Origin of the sequence: Phenylobacterium sp. (assembly GCF_046291545.1) — a bacterium.
GTDB lineage: Bacteria > Pseudomonadota > Alphaproteobacteria > Caulobacterales > Caulobacteraceae > Phenylobacterium.
Window position 1 is genome coordinate 147,581 of record NZ_JBKBSM010000001.1, and the last position, 19,267, is coordinate 166,847.

21 protein-coding genes are annotated in these 19,267 nt (G+C 70.7%); 12 read left to right on the forward strand and 9 right to left on the reverse strand.

What is annotated here, in order from left to right; genetic code table 11:
• Positions 1–116 precede the first annotated feature (116 nt).
• The 3 genes from ACK4YQ_RS00755 to ACK4YQ_RS00765 all read left to right on the forward strand — a co-directional run bounded on the left by ACK4YQ_RS00755 (position 117) and on the right by ACK4YQ_RS00765 (position 4,569).
• On the forward strand, positions 117–1,715 hold the full coding sequence (locus ACK4YQ_RS00755) for a flavin monoamine oxidase family protein (protein ID WP_409607270.1): 1,599 nt from the start codon (positions 117–119) through the stop codon (positions 1,713–1,715).
• A 25-nt stretch (positions 1,716–1,740) separates the two neighbouring features.
• The gene (locus tag ACK4YQ_RS00760; RefSeq protein ID WP_409607272.1) at positions 1,741–2,133 is read left to right on the forward strand and encodes a c-type cytochrome; all 393 of its coding nucleotides are present in this window, start codon (positions 1,741–1,743) and stop codon (positions 2,131–2,133) included.
• 78 nt (positions 2,134–2,211) lie between these two features.
• Positions 2,212–4,569, forward strand: coding sequence for an ATP-binding protein (locus ACK4YQ_RS00765; protein WP_409607274.1), 2,358 nt, complete (start codon positions 2,212–2,214; stop codon positions 4,567–4,569).
• Positions 4,570–4,587: 18 nt separating this feature from the next.
• Here ACK4YQ_RS00765 and ACK4YQ_RS00770 read toward each other — a convergent pair whose 3' ends face one another.
• Both ACK4YQ_RS00770 and ACK4YQ_RS00775 read right to left on the reverse strand, forming a co-directional pair.
• Positions 4,588–4,896, reverse strand: a complete 309-nt coding sequence (locus tag ACK4YQ_RS00770; protein WP_409607276.1) for a hypothetical protein — start codon at positions 4,894–4,896, stop codon at positions 4,588–4,590.
• Between the two features lie 169 nt (positions 4,897–5,065).
• Entirely contained in the window at positions 5,066–6,079 is a 1,014-nt protein-coding gene (locus tag ACK4YQ_RS00775; RefSeq protein ID WP_409607278.1) for an isopenicillin N synthase family dioxygenase, read from the reverse strand.
• Between the two features lie 251 nt (positions 6,080–6,330).
• On the opposite strand from ACK4YQ_RS00775, the gene ACK4YQ_RS00780 reads away from it, so the two are divergent.
• The 7 genes from ACK4YQ_RS00780 to ACK4YQ_RS00810 all read left to right on the forward strand — a co-directional run bounded on the left by ACK4YQ_RS00780 (position 6,331) and on the right by ACK4YQ_RS00810 (position 12,347).
• The gene (locus ACK4YQ_RS00780; RefSeq protein WP_409607280.1) at positions 6,331–7,431 is read left to right on the forward strand and encodes a putative urea ABC transporter substrate-binding protein; all 1,101 of its coding nucleotides are present in this window, start codon (positions 6,331–6,333) and stop codon (positions 7,429–7,431) included.
• A gap of 29 nt (positions 7,432–7,460) precedes the next feature.
• Entirely contained in the window at positions 7,461–8,282 is an 822-nt protein-coding gene (locus tag ACK4YQ_RS00785; RefSeq protein WP_409607282.1) for an ABC transporter permease, read from the forward strand.
• Positions 8,279–9,058, forward strand: coding sequence for an ATP-binding cassette domain-containing protein (locus tag ACK4YQ_RS00790; RefSeq protein WP_409607284.1), 780 nt, complete (start codon positions 8,279–8,281; stop codon positions 9,056–9,058). The genes ACK4YQ_RS00785 and ACK4YQ_RS00790 overlap by 4 nt, the downstream gene beginning before the upstream one ends.
• Positions 9,059–9,132: 74 nt before the next feature.
• Positions 9,133–10,047, forward strand: coding sequence for an acetylglutamate kinase (gene argB / locus ACK4YQ_RS00795; protein ID WP_409607286.1), 915 nt, complete (start codon positions 9,133–9,135; stop codon positions 10,045–10,047).
• A complete protein-coding gene (locus ACK4YQ_RS00800; protein WP_409607288.1) occupies positions 10,044–10,709 on the forward strand; it encodes a pyrimidine 5'-nucleotidase in 666 nt (221 codons plus the stop codon). The genes argB and ACK4YQ_RS00800 overlap by 4 nt, the downstream gene beginning before the upstream one ends.
• Entirely contained in the window at positions 10,706–11,545 is an 840-nt protein-coding gene (gene dapD / locus ACK4YQ_RS00805; protein WP_409607290.1) for a 2,3,4,5-tetrahydropyridine-2,6-dicarboxylate N-succinyltransferase, read from the forward strand. Before ACK4YQ_RS00800 ends, dapD begins: the two co-directional genes overlap by 4 nt.
• Positions 11,546–11,852: 307 nt before the next feature.
• The gene (locus ACK4YQ_RS00810) at positions 11,853–12,347 is read left to right on the forward strand and encodes a hypothetical protein (protein ID WP_409607292.1); all 495 of its coding nucleotides are present in this window, start codon (positions 11,853–11,855) and stop codon (positions 12,345–12,347) included.
• Between the two features lie 90 nt (positions 12,348–12,437).
• On the opposite strand, the gene ACK4YQ_RS00815 is transcribed toward ACK4YQ_RS00810, so the two are convergent.
• Positions 12,438–13,058 (reverse strand): hypothetical protein, encoded by a 621-nt coding sequence (locus ACK4YQ_RS00815; RefSeq protein ID WP_409607294.1) that lies wholly within the window; start codon positions 13,056–13,058, stop codon positions 12,438–12,440.
• Positions 13,059–13,187: 129 nt separating this feature from the next.
• Between ACK4YQ_RS00815 and dapE the strand changes: the two genes are divergently transcribed.
• Positions 13,188–14,342 (forward strand): succinyl-diaminopimelate desuccinylase, encoded by a 1,155-nt coding sequence (gene dapE / locus ACK4YQ_RS00820; RefSeq protein ID WP_409607296.1) that lies wholly within the window; start codon positions 13,188–13,190, stop codon positions 14,340–14,342.
• A 9-nt stretch (positions 14,343–14,351) separates the two neighbouring features.
• On the opposite strand, the gene truA is transcribed toward dapE, so the two are convergent.
• Both truA and fmt read right to left on the reverse strand, forming a co-directional pair.
• The gene (gene truA / locus ACK4YQ_RS00825; RefSeq protein WP_409607298.1) at positions 14,352–15,089 is read right to left on the reverse strand and encodes a tRNA pseudouridine(38-40) synthase TruA; all 738 of its coding nucleotides are present in this window, start codon (positions 15,087–15,089) and stop codon (positions 14,352–14,354) included.
• Positions 15,089–16,018 (reverse strand): methionyl-tRNA formyltransferase, encoded by a 930-nt coding sequence (gene fmt / locus ACK4YQ_RS00830; RefSeq protein WP_409607300.1) that lies wholly within the window; start codon positions 16,016–16,018, stop codon positions 15,089–15,091. The genes truA and fmt overlap by 1 nt, the downstream gene beginning before the upstream one ends.
• Before the next feature lie 85 nt (positions 16,019–16,103).
• Here fmt and ACK4YQ_RS00835 point away from each other — a divergent pair, with 85 nt between their 5' ends.
• Positions 16,104–16,400 carry a hypothetical protein gene (locus tag ACK4YQ_RS00835; protein WP_409607302.1) on the forward strand — a complete coding sequence of 99 codons (297 nt, stop codon included), beginning with the start codon at positions 16,104–16,106 and terminating at the stop codon, positions 16,398–16,400.
• Between the two features lie 40 nt (positions 16,401–16,440).
• Here the strand turns inward: ACK4YQ_RS00835 and ACK4YQ_RS00840 are convergent, their stop codons facing one another.
• From ACK4YQ_RS00840 to ACK4YQ_RS00855, 4 genes are all read right to left on the reverse strand, one after another.
• The gene (locus tag ACK4YQ_RS00840) at positions 16,441–16,950 is read right to left on the reverse strand and encodes a peptide deformylase (RefSeq protein ID WP_409607304.1); all 510 of its coding nucleotides are present in this window, start codon (positions 16,948–16,950) and stop codon (positions 16,441–16,443) included.
• A 55-nt stretch (positions 16,951–17,005) separates the two neighbouring features.
• On the reverse strand, positions 17,006–18,274 hold the full coding sequence (locus tag ACK4YQ_RS00845; RefSeq protein WP_409607306.1) for a DNA recombination protein RmuC: 1,269 nt from the start codon (positions 18,272–18,274) through the stop codon (positions 17,006–17,008).
• Positions 18,275–18,336: 62 nt separating this feature from the next.
• Entirely contained in the window at positions 18,337–18,939 is a 603-nt protein-coding gene (recR, locus tag ACK4YQ_RS00850) for a recombination mediator RecR (protein ID WP_409607308.1), read from the reverse strand.
• A gap of 1 nt (position 18,940) precedes the next feature.
• Positions 18,941–19,264: a YbaB/EbfC family nucleoid-associated protein gene (locus ACK4YQ_RS00855; protein ID WP_409607310.1), complete on the reverse strand. Its 324-nt coding sequence runs from the start codon at positions 19,262–19,264 to the stop codon at positions 18,941–18,943.
• Positions 19,265–19,267 lie beyond the last annotated feature (3 nt).

Genomic DNA, 19,267 nt, shown 5'->3' on the forward strand with positions numbered 1-19,267 from the left:
ATCCTCATCCGCCGCGCCGCGCGCCACCTTACCGCCCCTGCGACGGGACCTTGCATTTTGTGTGAAAACAACGGCTCGCTGGTGTCTACCCGGGCCCCATTCCTGGATTTCCAATCATGAACAGCGACAGCTTCGCCAGCGCCTTCGGCGGCATGTCCCGCCGGATGTTCCTGGAGCGTTTGGGCGGCGTGGGCGGCTCGGCCCTGCTGCTGGCGGGCATGAGCGCACTGGGCTTCGGCATCGCCTCGGCCAGCGAGCGGCCCCCCACCCTCGGCGGGGGCGGCGGCAAGAAGGTGGTGGTTCTGGGCGCGGGCCTGGCCGGGCTGACCTCGGCCTACGAGCTCTCCAGGGCCGGCTATGAGGTGACCGTGCTGGAGGCGCGCGGCTTCGCCGGCGGCCGCTGCCAGACCGCGCGCAAAGGCTTCAAGCTGCAGGAACTGGGCGGCGAAGAGCAGGTCTGCGACTTCGACGACGGGCTCTACCTGAACCACGGGCCCTGGCGGATCCCCTATCACCACCGCTCGACCCTGCACTACACGCGGGAGTTCAACGTGCCGCTGGAGGTCGTGGTCAATGACAACGACGCGGCCTACGTCTACTTTGAAAAGGGCTCCGGCCCCCTGGCCGGCAAGCCGGTGCGCAAGGGGCAGGTGGCCGCCGACATCCGCGGCTACTCGGCCGAGATCCTCGCCAAGCAGGTCAAGCAGGGCGCCCTGGACCAGCAGATGACCGCCGAGGACCGCGAGCAGTTCATCGCCTACCTGCGCCGCGAGGGCTATCTGACTGAGGATCTGGCCTACAAGGGCACCGACGGGCGGGGCTTCGCGGTGAACCCGGGTGCAGGGACCGACCCCGGTCCGGGCAAGGAATCCACGCCCTTCGCCATGACCGACGTGCTGCATTCCAACGCCTGGCGCACCCTGTCCTCGGTCGCCGGGTACGAACAGCAGCGCACGATGTTCCAGCCTATCGGCGGCATGGACCAGATCCCCAAGGCCTTCGAGAAGCGCGTCGGCCAGATGATCAAGTACTCCAGCCTGGTGAAGCAGATCCGCCAGGACGGCTCGGGCGTCTCGGTCACCTACACGGACGGGACGGGCAAGACCTCGACCCTGCAGGCCGACTACTGCATCTGCACCATCCCGCTATCGGTGCTGCGCCAGATGGACGTCGGCGTCTCGCAGAAGTTCAAGGACGCCATCGGCGCGGTCTCCTACTCGCTGGTCGGCAAGATCGGGCTGCAGATGAAGACCCGCTTCTGGGAGGAGAACCACCACATCTACGGCGGCCACATCTATACCGACGACCCGAACGTGGGGACGATCTCCCTGCCTTCGACCGGCTGGCAAGGCCGAAAAGGGGTGATCCTCGGCTACTACAACTTCGGCTCCAACGCGGCCAAGGTCAGCGCCCTGGACGTGTCCGGCCGCGCCGCCCTGGCCCTGGCCACCGGCCAGAAGGTGTTCCCCGAGTACAAGGACAGCTTCGAGACGGCTTTCGCCGCCTCCTGGCACCGGATCGAGCACAACCTCGGCGGCTGGGCCCAATGGGACGAGCAGGCCCGGGCCGAGGCCTACCCGGTGCTGTGCGAGCCGGACGGCCGGATCTACCTGGCCGGCGAGCACCTCAGCTACCTGACCGGTTGGCAGGCCGGCGCCATCGAGTCCGCCTGGCAGCAGATCGCCAAGCTGGACCAGCGCGTCCACGCCGCCTGAGCGCTTAGACAATCCGGAGCTGCAGATGATCCGTATGAGAACCCTGGCCCTGGCCTTCGCCGGCCTGGCGCTCGGCGCCTCGGGAGCCGCCGCCGCGGACGGGCGCCAACTCTTCCTCGACAACTGCTCGGCCTGCCACCAGGTGACCGGCAAGGGCATTCCCGGCGCCTTTCCGGCCCTGGCCGGCAGCAAGGTGGCCCTCGGCCCGGCGCCGGCCGCGGCGAGCATCGTATTGAACGGCAAGGGCGGGATGCCGGCCTTCCGCGACGATCTGTCGGACGCAGACATCGCCGCGGTGCTCAGCTACGTCCGCACGGCCTGGGGCAACAAGGCCCCGCCGCTGACCGCGGCGCTGGTCAATCCCGTGCGCCGCACCGGCAAGCGCGAGAATCCGAAGGCGGCGCTCACCGCCCACTGATCCGTCGGCCCGCAAGCCCAGGTCCACTTTCGCCTTTCTTCACTTCCATCGGGCATGATGGTGGTTCAGGAGGGGGGCATGGACGGCGATTGGCGCGGTGAGTCGCTGACTGGCGCGGACGCCAGGATCGCGGCCCGGCTGGCCCGGGCGGCCGAGACCACGCGCCATGGGGTCATCCTGTGCGATCCGGACGGCCGGGTGGAGTGGGTCAACGAGGGCTTCACCGCCATCACCGGCTTCACCCTGGACGACGCCGCCGGCCGCCGTCCGGGCGAGCTCCTGCAGTGCGAGGCGACGGACCCGGCGACGCGGAACCTGATGGCGGCGCGCATCGCCGCACAGGAAGGCTTCCGGGTCGAGATCCTGAACCAGGGCAAGGACGGCCGCCGCTTCTGGATCGACCTGGAGGTGCGGCCCACCTACGCCGCGGACGGCGCCCTGGAGGGTTTCCAGGGCACGCTGGTGGAGAACATCCATTCGGCGCAGATCGAGCAGAGCAACGTGGCGACGCCGGTCGCCGTCCGCTCGGCCGCACGGCTGGCCCGGGTGGGCGGCTGGGACATCGACCTGAAGACCCGCACGGTTCGCTGGGGCGGCGAGCTGTGGAAGCTGCTGGGCCGGCCGAGCCAGGTGGAGAGCGCCGCGGACAGCCTGACCCTCTACGCCGAGGAGGAACGCGACCGGGTCGAGGCGCACATCAGCGAGAGCATCCGGACCGGCCGGATGGTCGACCTCGAGGCCCGGGCGGTGGCCGGCGACGGCAAGCCGCTGTGGCTTCGGATCATCGGCGAGCCGGAGTTCGTCGATGGGGTCTGCGTGGCGGTGCGCGGCGCCTCGCAGGACATCACCGCCCAGCGGAACGCCACCGAGGAGTTGCGCGAACAGCAGCGCTTCGCCCAGGGCGTGGTCGACGGGGTGCCGGCCCTGCTCACCGTCATCGACCAGGACGGACACATCGTCGCCGCCAACCGGGCGTTCAAGGCGCTGGGCGCGGCCCTGCGCGGCGAGGACGTCTACCCCATGGGCGGCAATCTCTTCGAGATCGTCGCGCGTCTGCCCGGTGCGCACGGGCGCGCGATCGAGCGCGGCCTGCGCAAGGTGCTGGACGGGCGAAAGGACGCCTATTCGCGCGCCTACCACGCCCGCAGCGGCGAGTGGTTCCGCATGAGCGCGGCGCGTTTCGCCGGCGAGGGGCCGGTGCGCTGCGTGGTGATCACCCAGTCGATCGAGGACCTGAAGCGCTCGGAACGGCGGCTGCGCCAGCTGAACGCCAATCTCAAGAAAGCCCGCGATGAGGCCGACGCGGCCAACGCCGCCAAGTCGGCGTTCCTGGCCACCATGAGCCACGAGATCCGCACGCCGCTGAACGGCGTGCTGGGCATGGCCCAGGCGATGGCCCGCGACGCCCTGCCCGCGCGCCAGCGCGAGCGGCTGTCGGTCATCCGCCAGGCCGGGGAGACCCTGCTGGCCCTGCTCAACGATCTTCTGGACCTGTCGCGGATCGAGGCGGGCCGGCTGGAGCTGGAGGACGGGGTCATCGACGTGCGCCGCCTGCTGGAGAGCGTGCGCGGCACCTTCGAGAGCCTGGCCCTGGAGAAGAACCTCGCCTTCACCGTGGCTGTCGAGCCGCAGGCCGAGGGCGCCTGGCGAGGCGACGCCACCCGCGTACGCCAGATTCTCTACAACCTGGCCTCCAACGCGGTGAAGTTCACGGCGGCGGGCTCGGTGCAGGTGAAAGCCTACGTGGACGGGGGCCGTCTGGCGCTCGAGGTGCGGGACACCGGTCCTGGCATTGCGGCGGACCGGCTCGACGCCCTGTTCGAGAAGTTCGTCCAGGCCGACGCCTCCACCACCCGAAGGTTCGGCGGCTCCGGCCTGGGCCTGGCGATCTGCCGCGAACTGGCGACCCTGATGGGCGGCGAGATCACGGCGCGCAGCGTCGAGGGTCAGGGCTCGGTGTTCACCGTCCGCCTGCCGCTGGCGCGGGCGCCGCACGCCACGGCGCCGGCCGATCCGGCCGCCCGGCCGCTGCTGGAGGCCCGCCGCGAACGGCTGCGCATCCTGGCGGTGGACGACAACCCCATGAACCAGTTGGTGCTTCGCACCCTGCTCGAGCAACTGGACATCGAGGTGCGGGTGGTCGCGGACGGCCTGCAGGCGCTGCAGGCCTGGGAGCAGGAGACCTGGAGCGCGATCCTTATGGACGTGCAGATGCCGGTCATGGACGGTCCGACCGCGACTCGGGCGATCCGCGAACGGGAACAAGACTCCGGACGGCGCCGCACGCCGATCATCGCCCTGACGGCCAACGCCATGGCCCACCACGAGGCCGAGTACCTGGCCGCCGGCATGGACGCCCTGTCGCCCAAGCCGATCGAGCTGGAACGCCTCCTGGACACGCTTGAGGCGCTGCTGGACGCGCCCCGCGACGCCTGAGGCGCAGGCGGGATCGATCTAGCGCTTGTAGAGGCGCGCCCTCAGCCGCTCGGTGCGCGGCGGGTCGGCGCGGAAATCCTCGGCCTTGCCCAGGCGGGCGTTGCAGCCCGGACAGCGCACGTCGCCCTCCAGCGGCATGTCGGCCAGGGCGATGGCGGCGCCGCAGGGCTTGCACTTCCACACCTCGCCCGTCAGCGCAGGCGCCGCCGGCTTGGCGGGCCGGGCGGGGGCGGCCTTGACCGGCGCCGCAGGAACCGCCGGGATCGGCGGCGGGCGGTCCGGATTGAGCTTGAGATGCAGGATGGGCCGACGGGGGCGCTCGGTCATGGGTTCGGATGGATTGGCAGCGATGCGGCGCTTGCACCACTAATCTGTGACAGGCTCAACCCCATGGGCAGGATTCCGTGGCTGGACAAGCGGTTTGTGGGCGTCGTACCGCCGCAGGGGCGCAAGGTGCGGCGCCGGCGACACGGCCAAGCTTGGCCTGACGCCGCGCTCAGGCGCGCTCGGCGCGCCGGGCGGCCTGGCCGAACGCCGGCGCGGCCTGCTCCGCCGCCGCCACGCCGCGGGCCTTGAGATAGGCGAAGGTGCGGACCGTCTGGGCGTAGAGGTGCTCGCCCGAGACGATCGGCGGATAGCGGGCGGGCCGCCCGGGGCCGACGAACCGCGGGTGGGGCGCCACGACGGTGTGATAGTCGCAGGTCGCGAAGAACGGGAAGCTGTAGCGCTCCTCGGCGACCTTCCGCACCCGGTGCGAGGTGGCCACGAACTCGCCGTTGGACCACGCCTCCAGCATGTCGCCGATGTTGATGACGAAGGCGCCGGGCACGGGCGGGGCGTCGATCCAGCGACCCTGGCCGTTCATCACCTCCAGCCCCGGCGCGGTGCCCCGCAGGATGGTGAAGAACTCATAGTCGGTGTGGGCGCCGATCCCTTCCTGGTCAGGCGAGGGGACGGCGTCGAAAGGATAGTGGATCAGGCGAAGCTGACTGGGCGGACGCGTCAGGTGCGGCTCGAAGTGGTCTTCCGGCAGGTCCAGGGCCAGGGCGAAGCCGGCGAACAGCCGACGGGCGAGGGCCGCGACCGCGGCGTAGTAGGCCGAGACCGCCTGCTTGAACCCGGCCAGGTCGGGCCACAGGTTGGCCCCCAGCATCGGCGCCGAAGCATCCCCCTGCGGGCAGTCGAGGCTGATGTCGTAGGCTTCCTTTCGGTCGATCTTGCCGGAGGCGAACACCTCCTCGCCCTCCGGCACATAGCCGGTGTGGTTCGCCGAGCGGCCGATGTACCAGTCCATCTTGCGCTCGAGCGGCTCGGCGAAGAGCGTCCTGGCCGCGACCAGCAGATCCTGGAAGAGCGTCTCGGAGAGCCCGTGGCCGGTGACGTAGATGAAGCCGACCTCCCGCGCCGCCGCCCCCAGCCGCTCGGCGACGAGACGGCGCGCCTCGGGCGAGGGCGAGGCGAGGTCGGCGATGTCGACCACCGGAACGGACTGGAAATCGCGATCGGTCACGGCGCTGCTGCCTCCATGCCCGGATATTACGAAGGCGCGCGGACGTAACACCCGGCGAGGGCCCGCCGCCGGCTCGCAGACGTCGCCTGTGACCGCCCCGCACGCAATCCGAGGCGCCGGCGCCTGCTTTCTCGGCGCCGTGGCCGGCGGTGGCGATCCTGCGCGGTCGCCTGTTGGATTATTACGAATGCGCCGGTCTGTAATACCGACGGGCGGACGCAGAGCAGCCCCGCCGAGAGCAAGGGGATCCGATGATGGGATGGCTTAAGGGTGTGCGTATCGCCGCCGCCGCCGCCGTGTGCGGCCTGGCCCTGGCGAGCTGCGGGCAGAAGCCGGCCGAGAAGGCCGAGGCGAGCGCGCCGGCGGGCAAGGAGTACCAGATCGGCTGGACGATCTATGCGGGCTGGATGCCGTGGCCCTACGCCGAGCAGGCCGGGATCGTGAAGAAGTGGTCCGACAAGTACGGCGTGAAGATCAAGTTCGTGCAGGTGAACGACTACGTCGAGAGCCTGAACCAGTTCACCGCCGGAAAGCTGGACGGGGTGACCTCCACCAACATGGACGCCCTGACCATCCCCGCCGCCGCCGGCAAGGACTCCACCGTCGTCATGATCGGCGACTACTCCAACGGCAACGACGGCATCGTGCTGAAGGGCGGCGCGACCCTCGCCGCCATCAAGGGCCGCTCGGTGAACCTGGTGGAGAACTCGGTGTCCCACTACCTCCTGGCCCGCGGCCTGGAGACCGCCGGGCTGAAGCTGAGCGACGTGAAGGTGGTCAACACCTCCGACGCCGACATCGTCGCCGCCTTCGCCGCGCCGGAGACCACGGCGGTGGTGCCCTGGAACCCGCAGCTCTCCGAGATCAAGAAGCAGCCGGGCGCGGTCGAGGTGTTCGATTCCTCCAAGATCCCCGGCGAGATCCTCGACATGCTGATCGTCTCGACCGATGAGCTGAAGGCCAACCCCAACCTCGGCAAGGCGCTGGCCGGCATCTGGTACGAGACCATGGCCCTGATGCAGCAGCAGGACGCCGCCGGCGCCGCCGCCCGCGAGGCGATGGCCAAGCTCTCCGGCACCGACCTCGCCGGCTACGAGGCCCAACTGAAGACCACGCACCTCTACTACTCGCCCAAGGACGCCCTGGCCGCGACCGTCAGCCCCGACCTCGTCGCGGCCAACGACAAGGTGCGCCAGTTCAGCTTCCAGGCCGGGCTCTTCGGCCAGGGCGCCAAGTCGGTGGACGACATCGGCATCGAGTTTCCCGGCGGCAAGATCCTCGGCGATCCGCAGAACGTGAAGCTGCGCTTCGATCCGAGCTTTGTGACCCTGGCCGCGGACGGCGCCCTCTAACGTCCGCGCTCCCTGAAGGCGACCACCCTATGCGACGCTTGCTCAACGTCAGGCCCAGCCGGGGTGGTCGCCTCTTTCTCGGCCTCGCCCCGATCCTGGCCCTGGTGATGCTCTACCTCGTCGCCTCGGCGGCGCGGCACGCCGACAATCCCGCCGACCGCATCCTGCCGACCCCGGCGGCCATGGGCGAAGCGGTCAAGGTCATGGCCTTCCAGGCCGACCCGCGCACCGGCGAGATTCCCCTAATCGCAGACACCCGCGCCAGCCTGCGGCGGCTGGGAGCGGCCCTCACCCTCTCCACTGCCACCACGCTGATCCTCGGACTGGGCATTGGCCTGATGCCCCTGGCCCGCTCCGGGCTGGGGCCGCTGGTCTCCGCCATCGCGGTCGTCCCGCCGGTCGCCGTGCTGCCGATCCTGTTCATCGTGTTCGGCCTGGGCGAGACCGCCAAGATCGCCCTGATCTTCATAGGCCTGACGCCGGTGATGGTGCGCGATCTCGCCGGACACGTGGCCGCGATTCCCGAGGAGCAGATCGTCAAGGCCCAGACCCTGGGCGCCTCCACCTGGCAGGTGCTGCTGCGTGTCGCCCTGCCCCAGGCCATGCCCCGCCTGATCGAGAGCCTGCGCCTGTCGCTGTGCCCGGCCTGGGTGTACCTGATCTCCGCCGAGGCGATCGCCGCCGATGTCGGGCTGGGCTACCGGATCTTCCTGGTGCGGCGCTATCTGGCGATGGACGTGATCCTGCCCTACGTCGTCTGGATCTCGCTGCTGGCGGTGGCGATGGACCTGGCGCTCAGCCTCCTCAGCCGCTCGGCCTACGCCTGGGCCCATCCGAGGCCGGCCAGATGAGCGGTCCGGTGCTGTCGTTCCGCGACGTGTGGGTCGAGTACGGCGAAAAGATCGTGCTCGAGAAGGTGAGCCTGGAGGTGGACGAAGGCGCCTTCGTCTCCATCGTCGGCCCGTCCGGCGCAGGCAAGAGCACCTTCCTGCGGCTGGTCCTCGGCCAGGAGGCGCCGAGCCGCGGACGCGTGCTGCTCGACGGCGAGCCCCTGCGCGCCGAGCCGGACGCCGACCGCGGCGTGGTGTTCCAGCGCTATTCGGTGTTTCCGCACATGAGCGCGCTGGACAACGTGGTGTTCGGCCTGGAATGCGCCCGCGCGCCGGTGCTGGCCCGGCTCTTCGGCGGCCGGCGGCGAGCCGCGCGCGAGGAGGCCGCCGCCATGCTCGCGCATGTGGGCCTCGGCGACAGCCTGGACATCTTCCCGCGCGAAATGAGCGGGGGCATGCAGCAGCGGCTGGCGATCGCCCAGGCGCTGATCAAGCGCCCGCGCATCCTGCTGCTCGACGAGCCCTTCGGCGCCCTGGACCCCGGCGTGCGGCTGGACATGCACGCCCTGATCACGGGCCTGTGGCGCGAGCACGGCCTGACGATCCTGATGGTCACCCACGACATCAAGGAGGCGTTCGTGCTGGGCACCCGGGTGTTGGCCTTCGACAAGCGCCGGCGCGATCCCCAGGCGCCGCATCGCTACGGCGCGACCGTGGTCTACGACTTTCCCCTGGACGAGAAGAAGAAGCGCGCCGTCCCGGCTGAACTGGAGGCCATGCCGGCCCAGGTGAGCTGAGCGCGGCACGCGCGTGGGTGACAGGGCCGCCCGCGTCGGTTATCGCACGGCGCCGATCAGCCGGAGCCGCCGAAGTGACCGACAACCCCCAGGAGCAGGGCTGGGCGACCGCCAAGACGCTCGCGGAGTCCCTGCCGTACATCCAGATCTATGACCGCGAGACCGTGGTCATCAAATACGGCGGCCACGCCATGGGCGAGGAGTCGGTGGCCAAGCTGTTCGCCGCCGACGTGGTGCTGCTGAAGATGCTGGGCGTCCATCCGGTGGTGGTGCACGGCGGCGGGCCGCAGATCTCGGCCATGCTGGACAAGGCGGGTGTGAAATCGACCTTCGTCGACGGCCTGCGGGTGACAGACGCGGCCACCATGGAGGTCGCCGAGATGGTGCTGTCCGGCGCCATCAACAAGGAGATCGCCAACTGGATCACCCTGGCCGGGGCCGAGGCCGACGTGCGCGGCGTGGGCCTGTCGGGCAAGGACGCGCGGCTGATCACCGTGGAAAAGGCCCGGCGCACCAAGAAGGACCCGGACAGCCAGATCGAGCAGGTGGTGGACCTGGGCTTCGTCGGCGAGCCGACGCGGATCGATCCCAAGCTGCTCGAAGCCCTGATCTACGCCGACGAGGACTACATCCCCGTGGTCGCGCCGATCGGCGTGTCGATCGAGGGCGAGACCTACAACATCAACGCCGACACCGTGGCCGGCGCCCTGGCCGGGGCGCTTAACGCCAAGCGCATGCTGCTGCTGACCGACGTGGCCGGCGTGCTCGACAAGAACGGCGAGCTGATCCGCCAGATGACCGTGGCCGAGGCGCGCGAGGCGATCGCGTCCGGCGTCGCCACCGGCGGCATGATTCCCAAGCTGGAGACTGCGATCGCGGCCGTTGAGAGCGGGGTTCAGGCCGTGGTGATCCTGGACGGCCGGCGGCCGCACGCGATGTTGGTCGAACTGTTCACCGAGCATGGCGCCGGCACGATGATCCGCCCATGACAATCGATCTGCGGCACGTCGACACCTGGCTCTTCGACCTGGACAACACGCTCTACCCCGCGGAGACCGGCTTCATGCGCCAGGTCGAGGCGCGGATGACCGAGTTCGTGATCCGGGTCACCGGCCTGGCGCGCCCAGAGGCCTACGCCCTGCAAAAGAAGTACCTGGCCGAGCACGGACTGACCCTGGGCGGACTGATCGCCCACCACGGCGTCGATCCGGCCGACTTCCACGCCATGTTCCACGACCTGTCGCTGGACGCCCTGGCGCATGATCCGGAGCTGGTGGCGGGGCTCGAGCGCCTGCCGGGGCGGCGGCTGATCTTCACCAACGCCGACGCGATCCATGCGGAGCGGGTGATGGCGCACCTGGGCCTGTCGCACCTGTTCGACGAGGTGTTCCACATCCACTCCTTCGGATTTGCGCCCAAGCCCTCGGCCGAAGGCTTCGAGCGGATGGTCGCCGAGCACGGGGTCGATCCCGCGGCCACCGCCTTCTTCGAGGATTCCGAGCGCAACCTGGCGCCGGCCGCCGGCCTGGGCATGACCACCGTGCTGGTCGGGGCCCATGCGCCCGGCTCCGCCGCCCCCTTCGTCCACCACAAGACCGAGAAGCTCGCGCCGTTCCTGGCGAGCGCGAGCCTGAAGGAAACCGCCCGATGACCGCGATCACCCTCGACGACCTGAAGACCGAGATCGAAGCCGCCTGGGAGGCCCGGGACGGCGTCTCCACCGCCACCACCGGCCCCGTCCGCACCGCCGTCGAGGAAACCCTGCGCCTGCTCGACCAAGGCAAGCTGCGGGTGGCCGAGCGCCAGGCCGACGGCCAGTGGCTGGTCCATCAGTGGGCCAAGCAGGCGATCCTGCTGTCCTTCCGCCTGAACCCCAACAGCGTGATGCACGCCGGCGCGCCGGGCCCCTACTGGGACAAGGTCCCGACCAAGTTCGAGGGGTGGGGCGCGCCGCAGTTCGAGGAAGCCGGCTTTCGCGCCGTGCCGGGCTGCGTGGTGCGCCGGGGCAGCTTCGTGGCCCGCAACGTCGTGCTGATGCCCTCGTTCGTGAACATCGGCGCCTATGTCGACGAAGGCACGATGGTCGACACCTGGGCGACGGTCGGCTCCTGCGCGCAGATCGGCAAGAACGTGCACCTGTCTGGCGGCGTCGGCATCGGCGGGGTCCTGGAGCCGCTGCAGGCCAATCCGACGATCATCGAGGACAACTGCTTCATCGGCGCCCGCTCGGAGGTCGCCGAAGGCGTGATCGTGCGCGAGGGCTCGGTGCTGTCGATGGGCGTCTACCTGACCTCCACCACGCCGATCATCGACCGCAAGACCGGCGCGGTCACCACCGGCGAGGTGCCGCCCTACTCGGTGGTGATGTCCGGCTCGCGCCCGAGCCCGCACGAGGGCATGCCGTCCACCTATTGCGCGGTGATCATGAAGACGGTGGACGCGCGGACCCGCTCCAAGACCAGCATCAACGAGCTGCTTCGCGACTGACGCGCACACCCCGCAACCGGAACACGAGCCCGGCGCGACCCCGCGCCGGGCTCTTTGCGATTCGTCCTTAAGTCCACAGGAAAGGCGCCCCGCAGACGCCTGGTCCACCCATTTTGGGCGAAGGGCGGCTTCTCGCGCCACGAGTGTGCGGATAGAATAATTTCAGTCAGGACACGATTAAGCCGCACTATAGGAAGATAAATCTTTCGCAGCGCGGCGATGCTGAAAATAAATAACAAAGGAAAACAAAAGCATCAAATCCGTGTCTACTGTGGTTAATTGGGCGTTAATTGGCAAGATCCGGCACATGCTTCCTGCACACATCCCCAACGACGAACCGAACTCCCGGCAGGAGCGCGCCAGCGCCAACAGTGGTCGCGCAATAGACGCCGCGTCCGAGCCGGTCCCCGGCTATCTGGATCAGGACGTTTCGCGCTTCTTCTACCGCTGGGGCGGCCATCTCTCCGCGACGCTGGTGCGGGTGCGCTCGCGCTTCGACGGGGACCTGGACCAGTACCTGCTGTACCTGGTCTTCCTGCTGTCGGAGCTGCAGCAGACCATCGCCGCCGGCGGCCAGGACCGGAGCTTTGCGCCTCGCCGCGGGCTCAACGCCCTGAGCCTGTCGGACATCACCCAGATCCCGCGGGAGACCGCCCGGCGCAAGCTGCTGGCGCTGGCCGACCGGGGCTTCCTGGTGCGCGACGACCAGGGGCTGTTCGTGCTGGGCGACCGCTACGGCCTGGACGACTTCTTTCGCGACCTGAAGCCGCTGTTCTGGGACGCCGTGCGGGTCGAGCGCTGAGGCGGAGCTCCTCTTGCGGACGGGGCCTGGAGCCGCCTTGTCCGCGAACGTGGGAGATGAGCGGACGCGCCGGCCCGGCGCGTCCGTTCCTCATTCCACCTCGTCCATCCAGCGCCAGAGCTCGCCGACCGACAGGGCGCGCAGGGCCGCGTCTTCGGAAGGCGGCGGCGCGAGGCCGGCCTGCGCCAGGCAGTCGGCCAGGCTGAGCGGGGCGCCGCGGTCGACCCGCAGGCCCCTGGTGTGCGCCACGCGCTGGAAGCGCCGCCACGCGCACTCGACCCCGCCCGCGGCCGCCAGCCCCGCCGGCGGCAGGAGGCCGGCCTGCAGCACCCGGTGGAAGGTCACCAGCCGGGCGCCGCGGCAGATCCGGCTCACAAGCTCGTCCACGGCCCCCGCCTCCATCGGCTCGACGGCGAGGTCGTGCGGCGGCGTGGCCAGGACCAGGGCCACCGGGCTCGGCGAGCGGGCGAAGACGCTGGCGGCCACATTGCCGCGGTCGTCGGCGAAGGCGTACTGCAGGACGTGCTCGCGGGCGCTGGCGGCGACCGAGCGCACAGCGAAGTAGAGCCGGTCGCCGGCGCACGGCCTGGGCGGGCGCCTGGCGAAGCGGCCGAGCCGGCCCTCCCGCGGCGGCGTGGGGCGGCCCAGGGCGAAGGCGATCCGCTCGGCGGAGGGCCTGGCGGCCCCAAGACCCAGACGAGAGAAGATCATCGGACAGCTCCTGACGACAGGCTCCTGTGATCGTTCCTCGACCTCAGATTGTCGATGAACTGGGGCCTCAGTCTGGGGCGATCGGGACGCCCCATTGCCGCGGCCGGCGCCGGGAGCTACCAGCAGGCCATGACCGCGCTCGACCCCGTCCTCCTCACCCAGGACCTGATCCGCCGCCCCTCCGTCACCCCGGCTGACGCCGGCGCCATGGACGTGCTGCAGGCCGCCCTCTCCGGCCTCGGCTTCACCTGCCGGCGGATGCGGTTCGGCGAGATCGAGAACCTCTACGCCCGCTACGGGACGGCGCGGCCGAACCTCTGCTTCGCCGGCCATACGGACGTGGTGCCGGTGGGCGACGCCGGCGCCTGGAGCCGCGACGCCTTCGCCGCCGACATCGTCGACGAGGTGCTGATCGGCCGGGGGGCCGTGGACATGAAGAGCGCCCTGGCCGCCTTCGCCGCGGCGGCCGCCAAGGCGATCGCGTCCGGCCAGGCGAAGGGCTCGATCTCCTTCCTGATCACCGGCGACGAGGAGGGCGTGGCCACCCACGGCACCAAGAAGGTGGTCGAGGCGCTGATGGCCGAGGGCGAGATCATCGACCACTGCGTGGTGGGCGAGCCGACCAGCGCCGAGAGCTTCGGCGACATGATCAAGATCGGCCGGCGCGGCTCGATCAACGTCGAGATCCGCGTCGAGGGCGTCCAGGGCCACGTCGCCTATCCGCACCGCGCCGCCAACCCGGTGCCGGTGCTGATCCGGCTGCTGGAGCGCCTGCAGAGCCGCGTGCTCGACGAGGGCTACACCGACTTCCAGCCTTCGAACCTGGAGGTCACGACGATCGACGTGGGCAATCCGACGACCAACCTGATCCCGGGGCTGGCCACGGCCCGTCTGAACATCCGCTTCAACCCGGCGCACACGGGCGCCGAGCTGGCCGACTGGATCCGGCGGGAGGCGGACGCCGCCGCCGAGGGCTTTCCCGGGCGCATCGAGCTGAAGCCGGCCATCAGCGGCGAGGCCTTCCTGACCGAGCAGGGCCCGTTCACCGAGTTGGTCGCGGCCGCGGTGCGCGACGTGACGGGACGCGAGCCGGAGCTCTCCACCAGCGGCGGCACCTCCGACGCCCGCTTCATCCGGGCCATGTGCCCGGTGGTGGAGCTGGGCTTGGTGGGCAAGACCATGCACTCGGTGGACGAGCGCGCGCCGGTGGCCGAGATCCGCCAGCTGCAGGCGGTCTACGAACGCCTGATCGCCCGGTACTTCGAGACCTTCGCGCCGGCCTGAGGCGCCGCCTCAGTAGCGCACGCCGGTCAGATAGAGCCCCTCGGCGGGGGCGACCGGGCCGCAGGCCCTGCGGTCGCGCGCATCGAGCGCGGCCTTGAGGTCCTCGGCGCTCCAGCGGCCGACGCCGACCTCCGCCAGGCTGCCGGTCATGGAGCGGACCTGGCGGTGCAGGAAGGAACGCGAGGCGAACTCCAGCAGCACGTAATCGCCCTCGCGGCGCACGGCGGCGAGGTCGAGGGTCTTCATCGGCGTCTTGGCCTGGCACTGCAGGTCGCGGAAGGTGGTGAAGTCGTGGTGGCCGACCAGCGCCTGGGCGGCGGCGTGCATCGCCTCGGCGTCCAGCGGCTTCTTGACGTGCCAGACGCGCCCCTGGTCCAGAGCCGGCGGGCTCTTGCGGTTGAGGATTCGGTAGAGGTAGCGCCGCTCCTTGGCGGAGAAGCGCGCGTGCCAGTCGCCGCCGGGGACGTCGACCGCAAGCACGCTGATCGGCTCGGGCACGAGGTGCGCGTTCATGGCGTCGCGCACCACCTCGCACTTCCAGTCCCGCTCCAGGTCGATGTGCACCACCTGGCCGGTGGCGTGGACGCCGGTGTCGGTGCGGCCGGCGGCCTGCAGGCGCAGAGCCTGGCCGCTGAAGCCCTTCACCGCGCGCTCGAGAGAGGCCTGGACGGAGGGCAGGTCGCCCTGGGCCTGGAAGCCCTTGTAGGGCGCGCCGTCGTACTCGACGACCAGCCTGTAGCGCGGCATCAGCCGAGCCTCGCGCCGCGCTTCAGCGGAAAGCCGCGCAGGAACACCTCGGCGTCCTGAGGCCCCTTGCCCTCGCGCTGCACGCGCAGCAGCCGCACCGCAGCGTCGCCGCAGGCCACCAGCAGCTCGTCGTCCAGGAGCTCGCCCGGCGCGCCCTCGGCCCCTGGCTCGAAGCGGCTGAGCAGGGCCTTCACGCGCACCGGCCCCTTGTCGCTGGGGGCCTCGAACCAGGCGCCGGGGAACGGGGACAGTCCGCGGATCTTGCAGTCCACCACCTCGCCCGGGCGCTCCCAGTCGATGCGGGCTTCGCGGCCGCGGATCTTCTTGGCGTAGGTCACGCCCTCGGCCAACTGCGGCGTCTCCTTCGCCTCCCCCCGGGCCACGGCGGCCAGGGTGTCCGCCAGGAGCTCCGCGCCAGCGGCGGCCATGCGGTCGTGCAGCGACCCGGCGGTGTCGAGCGGTCCGATGCGCAAGGTGGCGGTGGCCAGCACCGGCCCCTCGTCCAGCCCCTCGGTCATGCGCATGACCTGCACGCCGGTGACAGGATCGCCGGCCATGATGGCGCGCTGGATGGGCGCGGCGCCCCGCCAGCGCGGCAGAAGCGAGCCGTGCAGGTTGAACGAGCCCAGGCGGGGCGCCTCCAGCACCTCGGCCGGCAGGATCTGGCCGAAGGCGACGACGGCGGCCGCGTCCAGCCCCAGGGCCTTGAAGGCCGCGATCTCCACCGGGTCCCGCATCGAGGCCGGGGTGCGCACGACAAGGCCGTGGGCCTCGGCGAAGGCGTGCACCGGCGAAGGCTTCAGGACCTGGCCGCGGCCGCGGGGGGCCGGCGGCTGCGAATAGACGCAGGCGATGTCGTGACCGGCCTGCACCAATCGGGCGAGGGCCGCCACGGCGAAGTCGGGGGTTCCCAGGAACGCGAGACGCATGCCGGCGGTTTATCCCTTCCCGCCGCCGGCGGGAACCAGGACCGAGCTTGACCGTTGAAGCTCCCGGGAAAGGGAGCACTCCATCATGCGCAACATCCTGATCGTTTCCGCCGCGGCGCTCGGCCTGGGCCTCGCCGCCTGCAGCCAGTCCGAACAGGCCGAGGTGAAGGCCGACACCAACGAAATGGCGGCCGACGCCGGCCAGGCGATCGAGGAAGCCGCCGACGCCACCCGGGAAGCGGCCTCCGACGCGGTCGACGCCACCAAGGACGCGGCCGAAGAAGCCGGCGACGCCATGTCCGCGGCGGGTTCGGAGATCAAGGAAGGCGCGACGGACGCCAAGGATGCGACCGCCGACGCCGTGGACGGCGACAACCGCTAAGCTGGCCGGCCCGGCTCGCGAGCCGGTCGCCTCAGCCCAGTCAGGCCGCCTTGACCTGCTTGCGGACCTTCTTGACCGCCTGCTCGCGCTTCAGCCGCGACAGATAGTCGATGAACAGGACCCCCTCGAGGTGGTCCATCTCATGCTGGATGCAGACGGCGTAGAGGCCCTCGGCGTCCTCCTCCACCAGTTCGCCCTGATAGTTGAGGTAGCGCAGGCGCACCCGCGCCGGCCGCTCCACCTCGTCATAGATTTCGGGCACCGACAGGCAGCCTTCCTCGTAGGGCGCCGTCTCCTCGGACTTCCAGAGGATCTCCGGATTGACGAAATAGCGGGGCTGCTTGTCCTCGTCCGGCCGCGCCAGGTCCATGACGATCACGCGTTTGGGCACGCCGATCTGGATCGCCGCCAGCCCTATGCCCGGCGCGGCGTACATGGTCTCCAGCATGTCGTCCATCAGGGCGCGCAGCTCGTCGTCCACCTGCGCCACGGGCAGGGAGGTCTGCTTCAGCACCGGATTGGGAACGGTGAGGATCTCGCGAATGGCCATGATCGGGAGGTAAGGGCCTCAATCCTGAGCGTCAAGGTGGGGCATGGCGCGGGGACTATTCGCCGCCCGCCACGCGGAACTTCGGCGCCTCGGCCGGCGGCGCCAGCTTGCTGAGCGGACGCACGCCCGCCTCCACGGGCGCGAGTTCGGGCAGCTCGCGCCCCTCGTGGTCCACCTTGAGGTCCTCGAATCGGCGGGCCTGCGTCATCACCTGGGTCTCCAGGGAGCCGACGAAGGCGTTGTAGCGGCTGACCGCGGCCTCCAGGGCCTTGCCGACCGACGCGGCGTGACCGCCCATCACCGACAGGCGCTTGTAGAGCTCGCGGCCGAGCTTGGAGATCTCCTGGGCGTTCTTGGCCTGCTCCTCCACCCGCCAGCCGTAGACCACCGCCTTGCACAGCGCGAAGAGCGTCGTGGGCGTCACCACCAGCACGCGCCGGTCCATGGCCTCGGTCATCAGGTCGGGGGCCCGCTCCAGGGCCGCGGCCAGGAAGCTGTCGCCGGGGATGAACATGGCCACGAAGTCGGGCGAGGCCTCGAACTGGTCCCAGTAGGCCTTGGCCGACAGGCTCTGGACATGGCTGCGCACGCTCTGGGCGTGGCGGGCGTAAGCCGCCTCGCGCGCCGCCTCGTCGGCGGCGTCCTGGGCGTCGAGGAAGGCGTTCAGCGAGCACTTGGCGTCGATCACGAACACGGCGCCGCCCGGCAGGCGCACCGTCACGTCGGGGCGGCGGCGGCCCTCCTCGGTGTCCAGCGAGAACTGCTCGTCGAAGTCGTAGCGGTGGGCCAGGCCCGCCGCCTCCAGCACGTTGCGCAGGGTCTGCTCGCCCCAGCGCCCCTGTACGCCGGCCCCGCGGCGCAGGGCGGCCGAGAGCTTGCGCGCCTCGTCCTGGGTGGCCGTGGAGGCGGCCAGGAGCTGGGCGATCTGGGCCTTCAGGCCGCCGGTCTCCTCGATGCGCGTCTTCTCGACGGCCGCGACCTGTTCCTGGAACTTCATCAGGGTCTCGGCCACCGGCTTCAGCTGGGCCTCCAGGCGGGCCTGGGCAAGCTGCTCGCGGGTGCGGAAGGTCTCGTCGGCGCGCTTCAGCAGGTCCTCGGCCACGGCGTTGGCCGACTGGGCGGCCTGGGCGCGCAGGATCTGGGCCTGCTGCTCGCCCTGCTCCTCCAGCAGGCGCACCCGCGCCTCGGCGCTGGCGGCGCGGTCGGCGAGCTCCCAGGCGCGGGCGTCGGCCTGGGCGGCGCGGCGACGTTCCAGAAGCGCCCAGACCAGGGCGAGGAGGGCGACCACGCCGCAGGCGGCCGCGACGACGAGAGAGGCGTTCATGTTGCGTTCTTTAGCCGGAGTCGGGCGTCAGGGCCAGGGCGCCCCGCCCCGCCCCGCCGCCGTCAGGCCGGCCTGCGGGCGCGCAAGGCCTGGGCGATGGTGCCGTCGTCCAGCCAGTCGAGCTCGCCGCCTACCGGCACGCCGCGGGCCAGCATGGTGACGGCCACGCCGCTGGGGGCGAGCCGCTCGGCCAGGTAATGGGCCGTGGTCTGGCCGTCGACGGTGGCCGGAAGCGCCAGGATCACCTCGCGCACGGCGCCGTCGGCGGCCCGGGCGGTCAGGGGGCCGATGCGCAGGGCTTCGGGTCCCACCCCGTCGAGCGCCGACAGGAGGCCGCCCAGCACGTGGTAGCGGCCGCGGAAGGCGCCGGCCCGCTCCATCGCCCACAGGGCGCCGACCTCCTCGACCACGCAGATCAGGGATGCGTCGCGCGTCCGATCGGCGCAGACGGCGCAGGGGTCCTGGGTGTCGAGGGAGCCGCAGACCGAGCAGGTCTTCACCCGCTCCGCCGCCTCGGCCAGGGCGGCGGCGAGGGGCGACAGCAGTTGTTCGCGCTTCTTCAGAAGGGCCAGGGCCGCGCGCCGGGCCGAACGGGGGCCCAGGCCCGGCAGCTTGGCCAGCAGGCTGATCAGGCGTTCGATTTCGGGTCCGGCGGACGCAGCCAAGTTAGAACGGCATCCCCGGCAGCTTCATGCCCGCCAGCGGGCCGGCGGCCTCGCGCATCAGCTCGGCCTGCTTCTCGTCGAGCTTGCGCTTGGCGTCGGCATGGGCGGCGACGATCAGGTCGGACACCACCTCGCCCTCGCCGGGCGCCAGGAGGCTCTCGTCCAGCACCACGCCGGTCAGGGCGCCGGTTCCCTGCAGGGTGACCTTGACCATGCCGCCGCCGGAGGTGCCCTCCACGCTCAGCTCGGCCAGCCGCGCCTGGGCGTCGGCCAGTTTCTGCTGCATGGCCTGGGCCTGCTTCATCAGTGAGCCCAAATCCTTCATCGG

Bases quoted from the DNA above. Each gene is read 5' to 3' on its own strand.
- ACK4YQ_RS00755 (WP_409607270.1), top strand. From the start codon at position 117: ATGAACAGCGACAGCTTCGCCAGCGCCTTCGGCGGCATGTCCCGCCGG.
- ACK4YQ_RS00760 (WP_409607272.1), top strand. From the start codon at position 1,741: ATGATCCGTATGAGAACCCTGGCCCTGGCCTTCGCCGGCCTGGCGCTC.
- ACK4YQ_RS00765 (WP_409607274.1), top strand. From the start codon at position 2,212: ATGGACGGCGATTGGCGCGGTGAGTCGCTGACTGGCGCGGACGCCAGG.
- ACK4YQ_RS00770 (WP_409607276.1), bottom strand. From the start codon at position 4,896: ATGACCGAGCGCCCCCGTCGGCCCATCCTGCATCTCAAGCTCAATCCG.
- ACK4YQ_RS00780 (WP_409607280.1), top strand. From the start codon at position 6,331: ATGATGGGATGGCTTAAGGGTGTGCGTATCGCCGCCGCCGCCGCCGTG.
- ACK4YQ_RS00785 (WP_409607282.1), top strand. From the start codon at position 7,461: ATGCGACGCTTGCTCAACGTCAGGCCCAGCCGGGGTGGTCGCCTCTTT.
- ACK4YQ_RS00790 (WP_409607284.1), top strand. From the start codon at position 8,279: ATGAGCGGTCCGGTGCTGTCGTTCCGCGACGTGTGGGTCGAGTACGGC.
- ACK4YQ_RS00800 (WP_409607288.1), top strand. From the start codon at position 10,044: ATGACAATCGATCTGCGGCACGTCGACACCTGGCTCTTCGACCTGGAC.
- dapD (WP_409607290.1), top strand. From the start codon at position 10,706: ATGACCGCGATCACCCTCGACGACCTGAAGACCGAGATCGAAGCCGCC.
- ACK4YQ_RS00810 (WP_409607292.1), top strand. From the start codon at position 11,853: ATGCTTCCTGCACACATCCCCAACGACGAACCGAACTCCCGGCAGGAG.
- ACK4YQ_RS00815 (WP_409607294.1), bottom strand. From the start codon at position 13,058: ATGATCTTCTCTCGTCTGGGTCTTGGGGCCGCCAGGCCCTCCGCCGAG.
- dapE (WP_409607296.1), top strand. From the start codon at position 13,188: ATGACCGCGCTCGACCCCGTCCTCCTCACCCAGGACCTGATCCGCCGC.
- truA (WP_409607298.1), bottom strand. From the start codon at position 15,089: ATGCCGCGCTACAGGCTGGTCGTCGAGTACGACGGCGCGCCCTACAAG.
- fmt (WP_409607300.1), bottom strand. From the start codon at position 16,018: ATGCGTCTCGCGTTCCTGGGAACCCCCGACTTCGCCGTGGCGGCCCTC.
- ACK4YQ_RS00835 (WP_409607302.1), top strand. From the start codon at position 16,104: ATGCGCAACATCCTGATCGTTTCCGCCGCGGCGCTCGGCCTGGGCCTC.
- ACK4YQ_RS00840 (WP_409607304.1), bottom strand. From the start codon at position 16,950: ATGGCCATTCGCGAGATCCTCACCGTTCCCAATCCGGTGCTGAAGCAG.
- ACK4YQ_RS00845 (WP_409607306.1), bottom strand. From the start codon at position 18,274: ATGAACGCCTCTCTCGTCGTCGCGGCCGCCTGCGGCGTGGTCGCCCTC.
- ACK4YQ_RS00855 (WP_409607310.1), bottom strand. From the start codon at position 19,264: ATGAAGGATTTGGGCTCACTGATGAAGCAGGCCCAGGCCATGCAGCAG.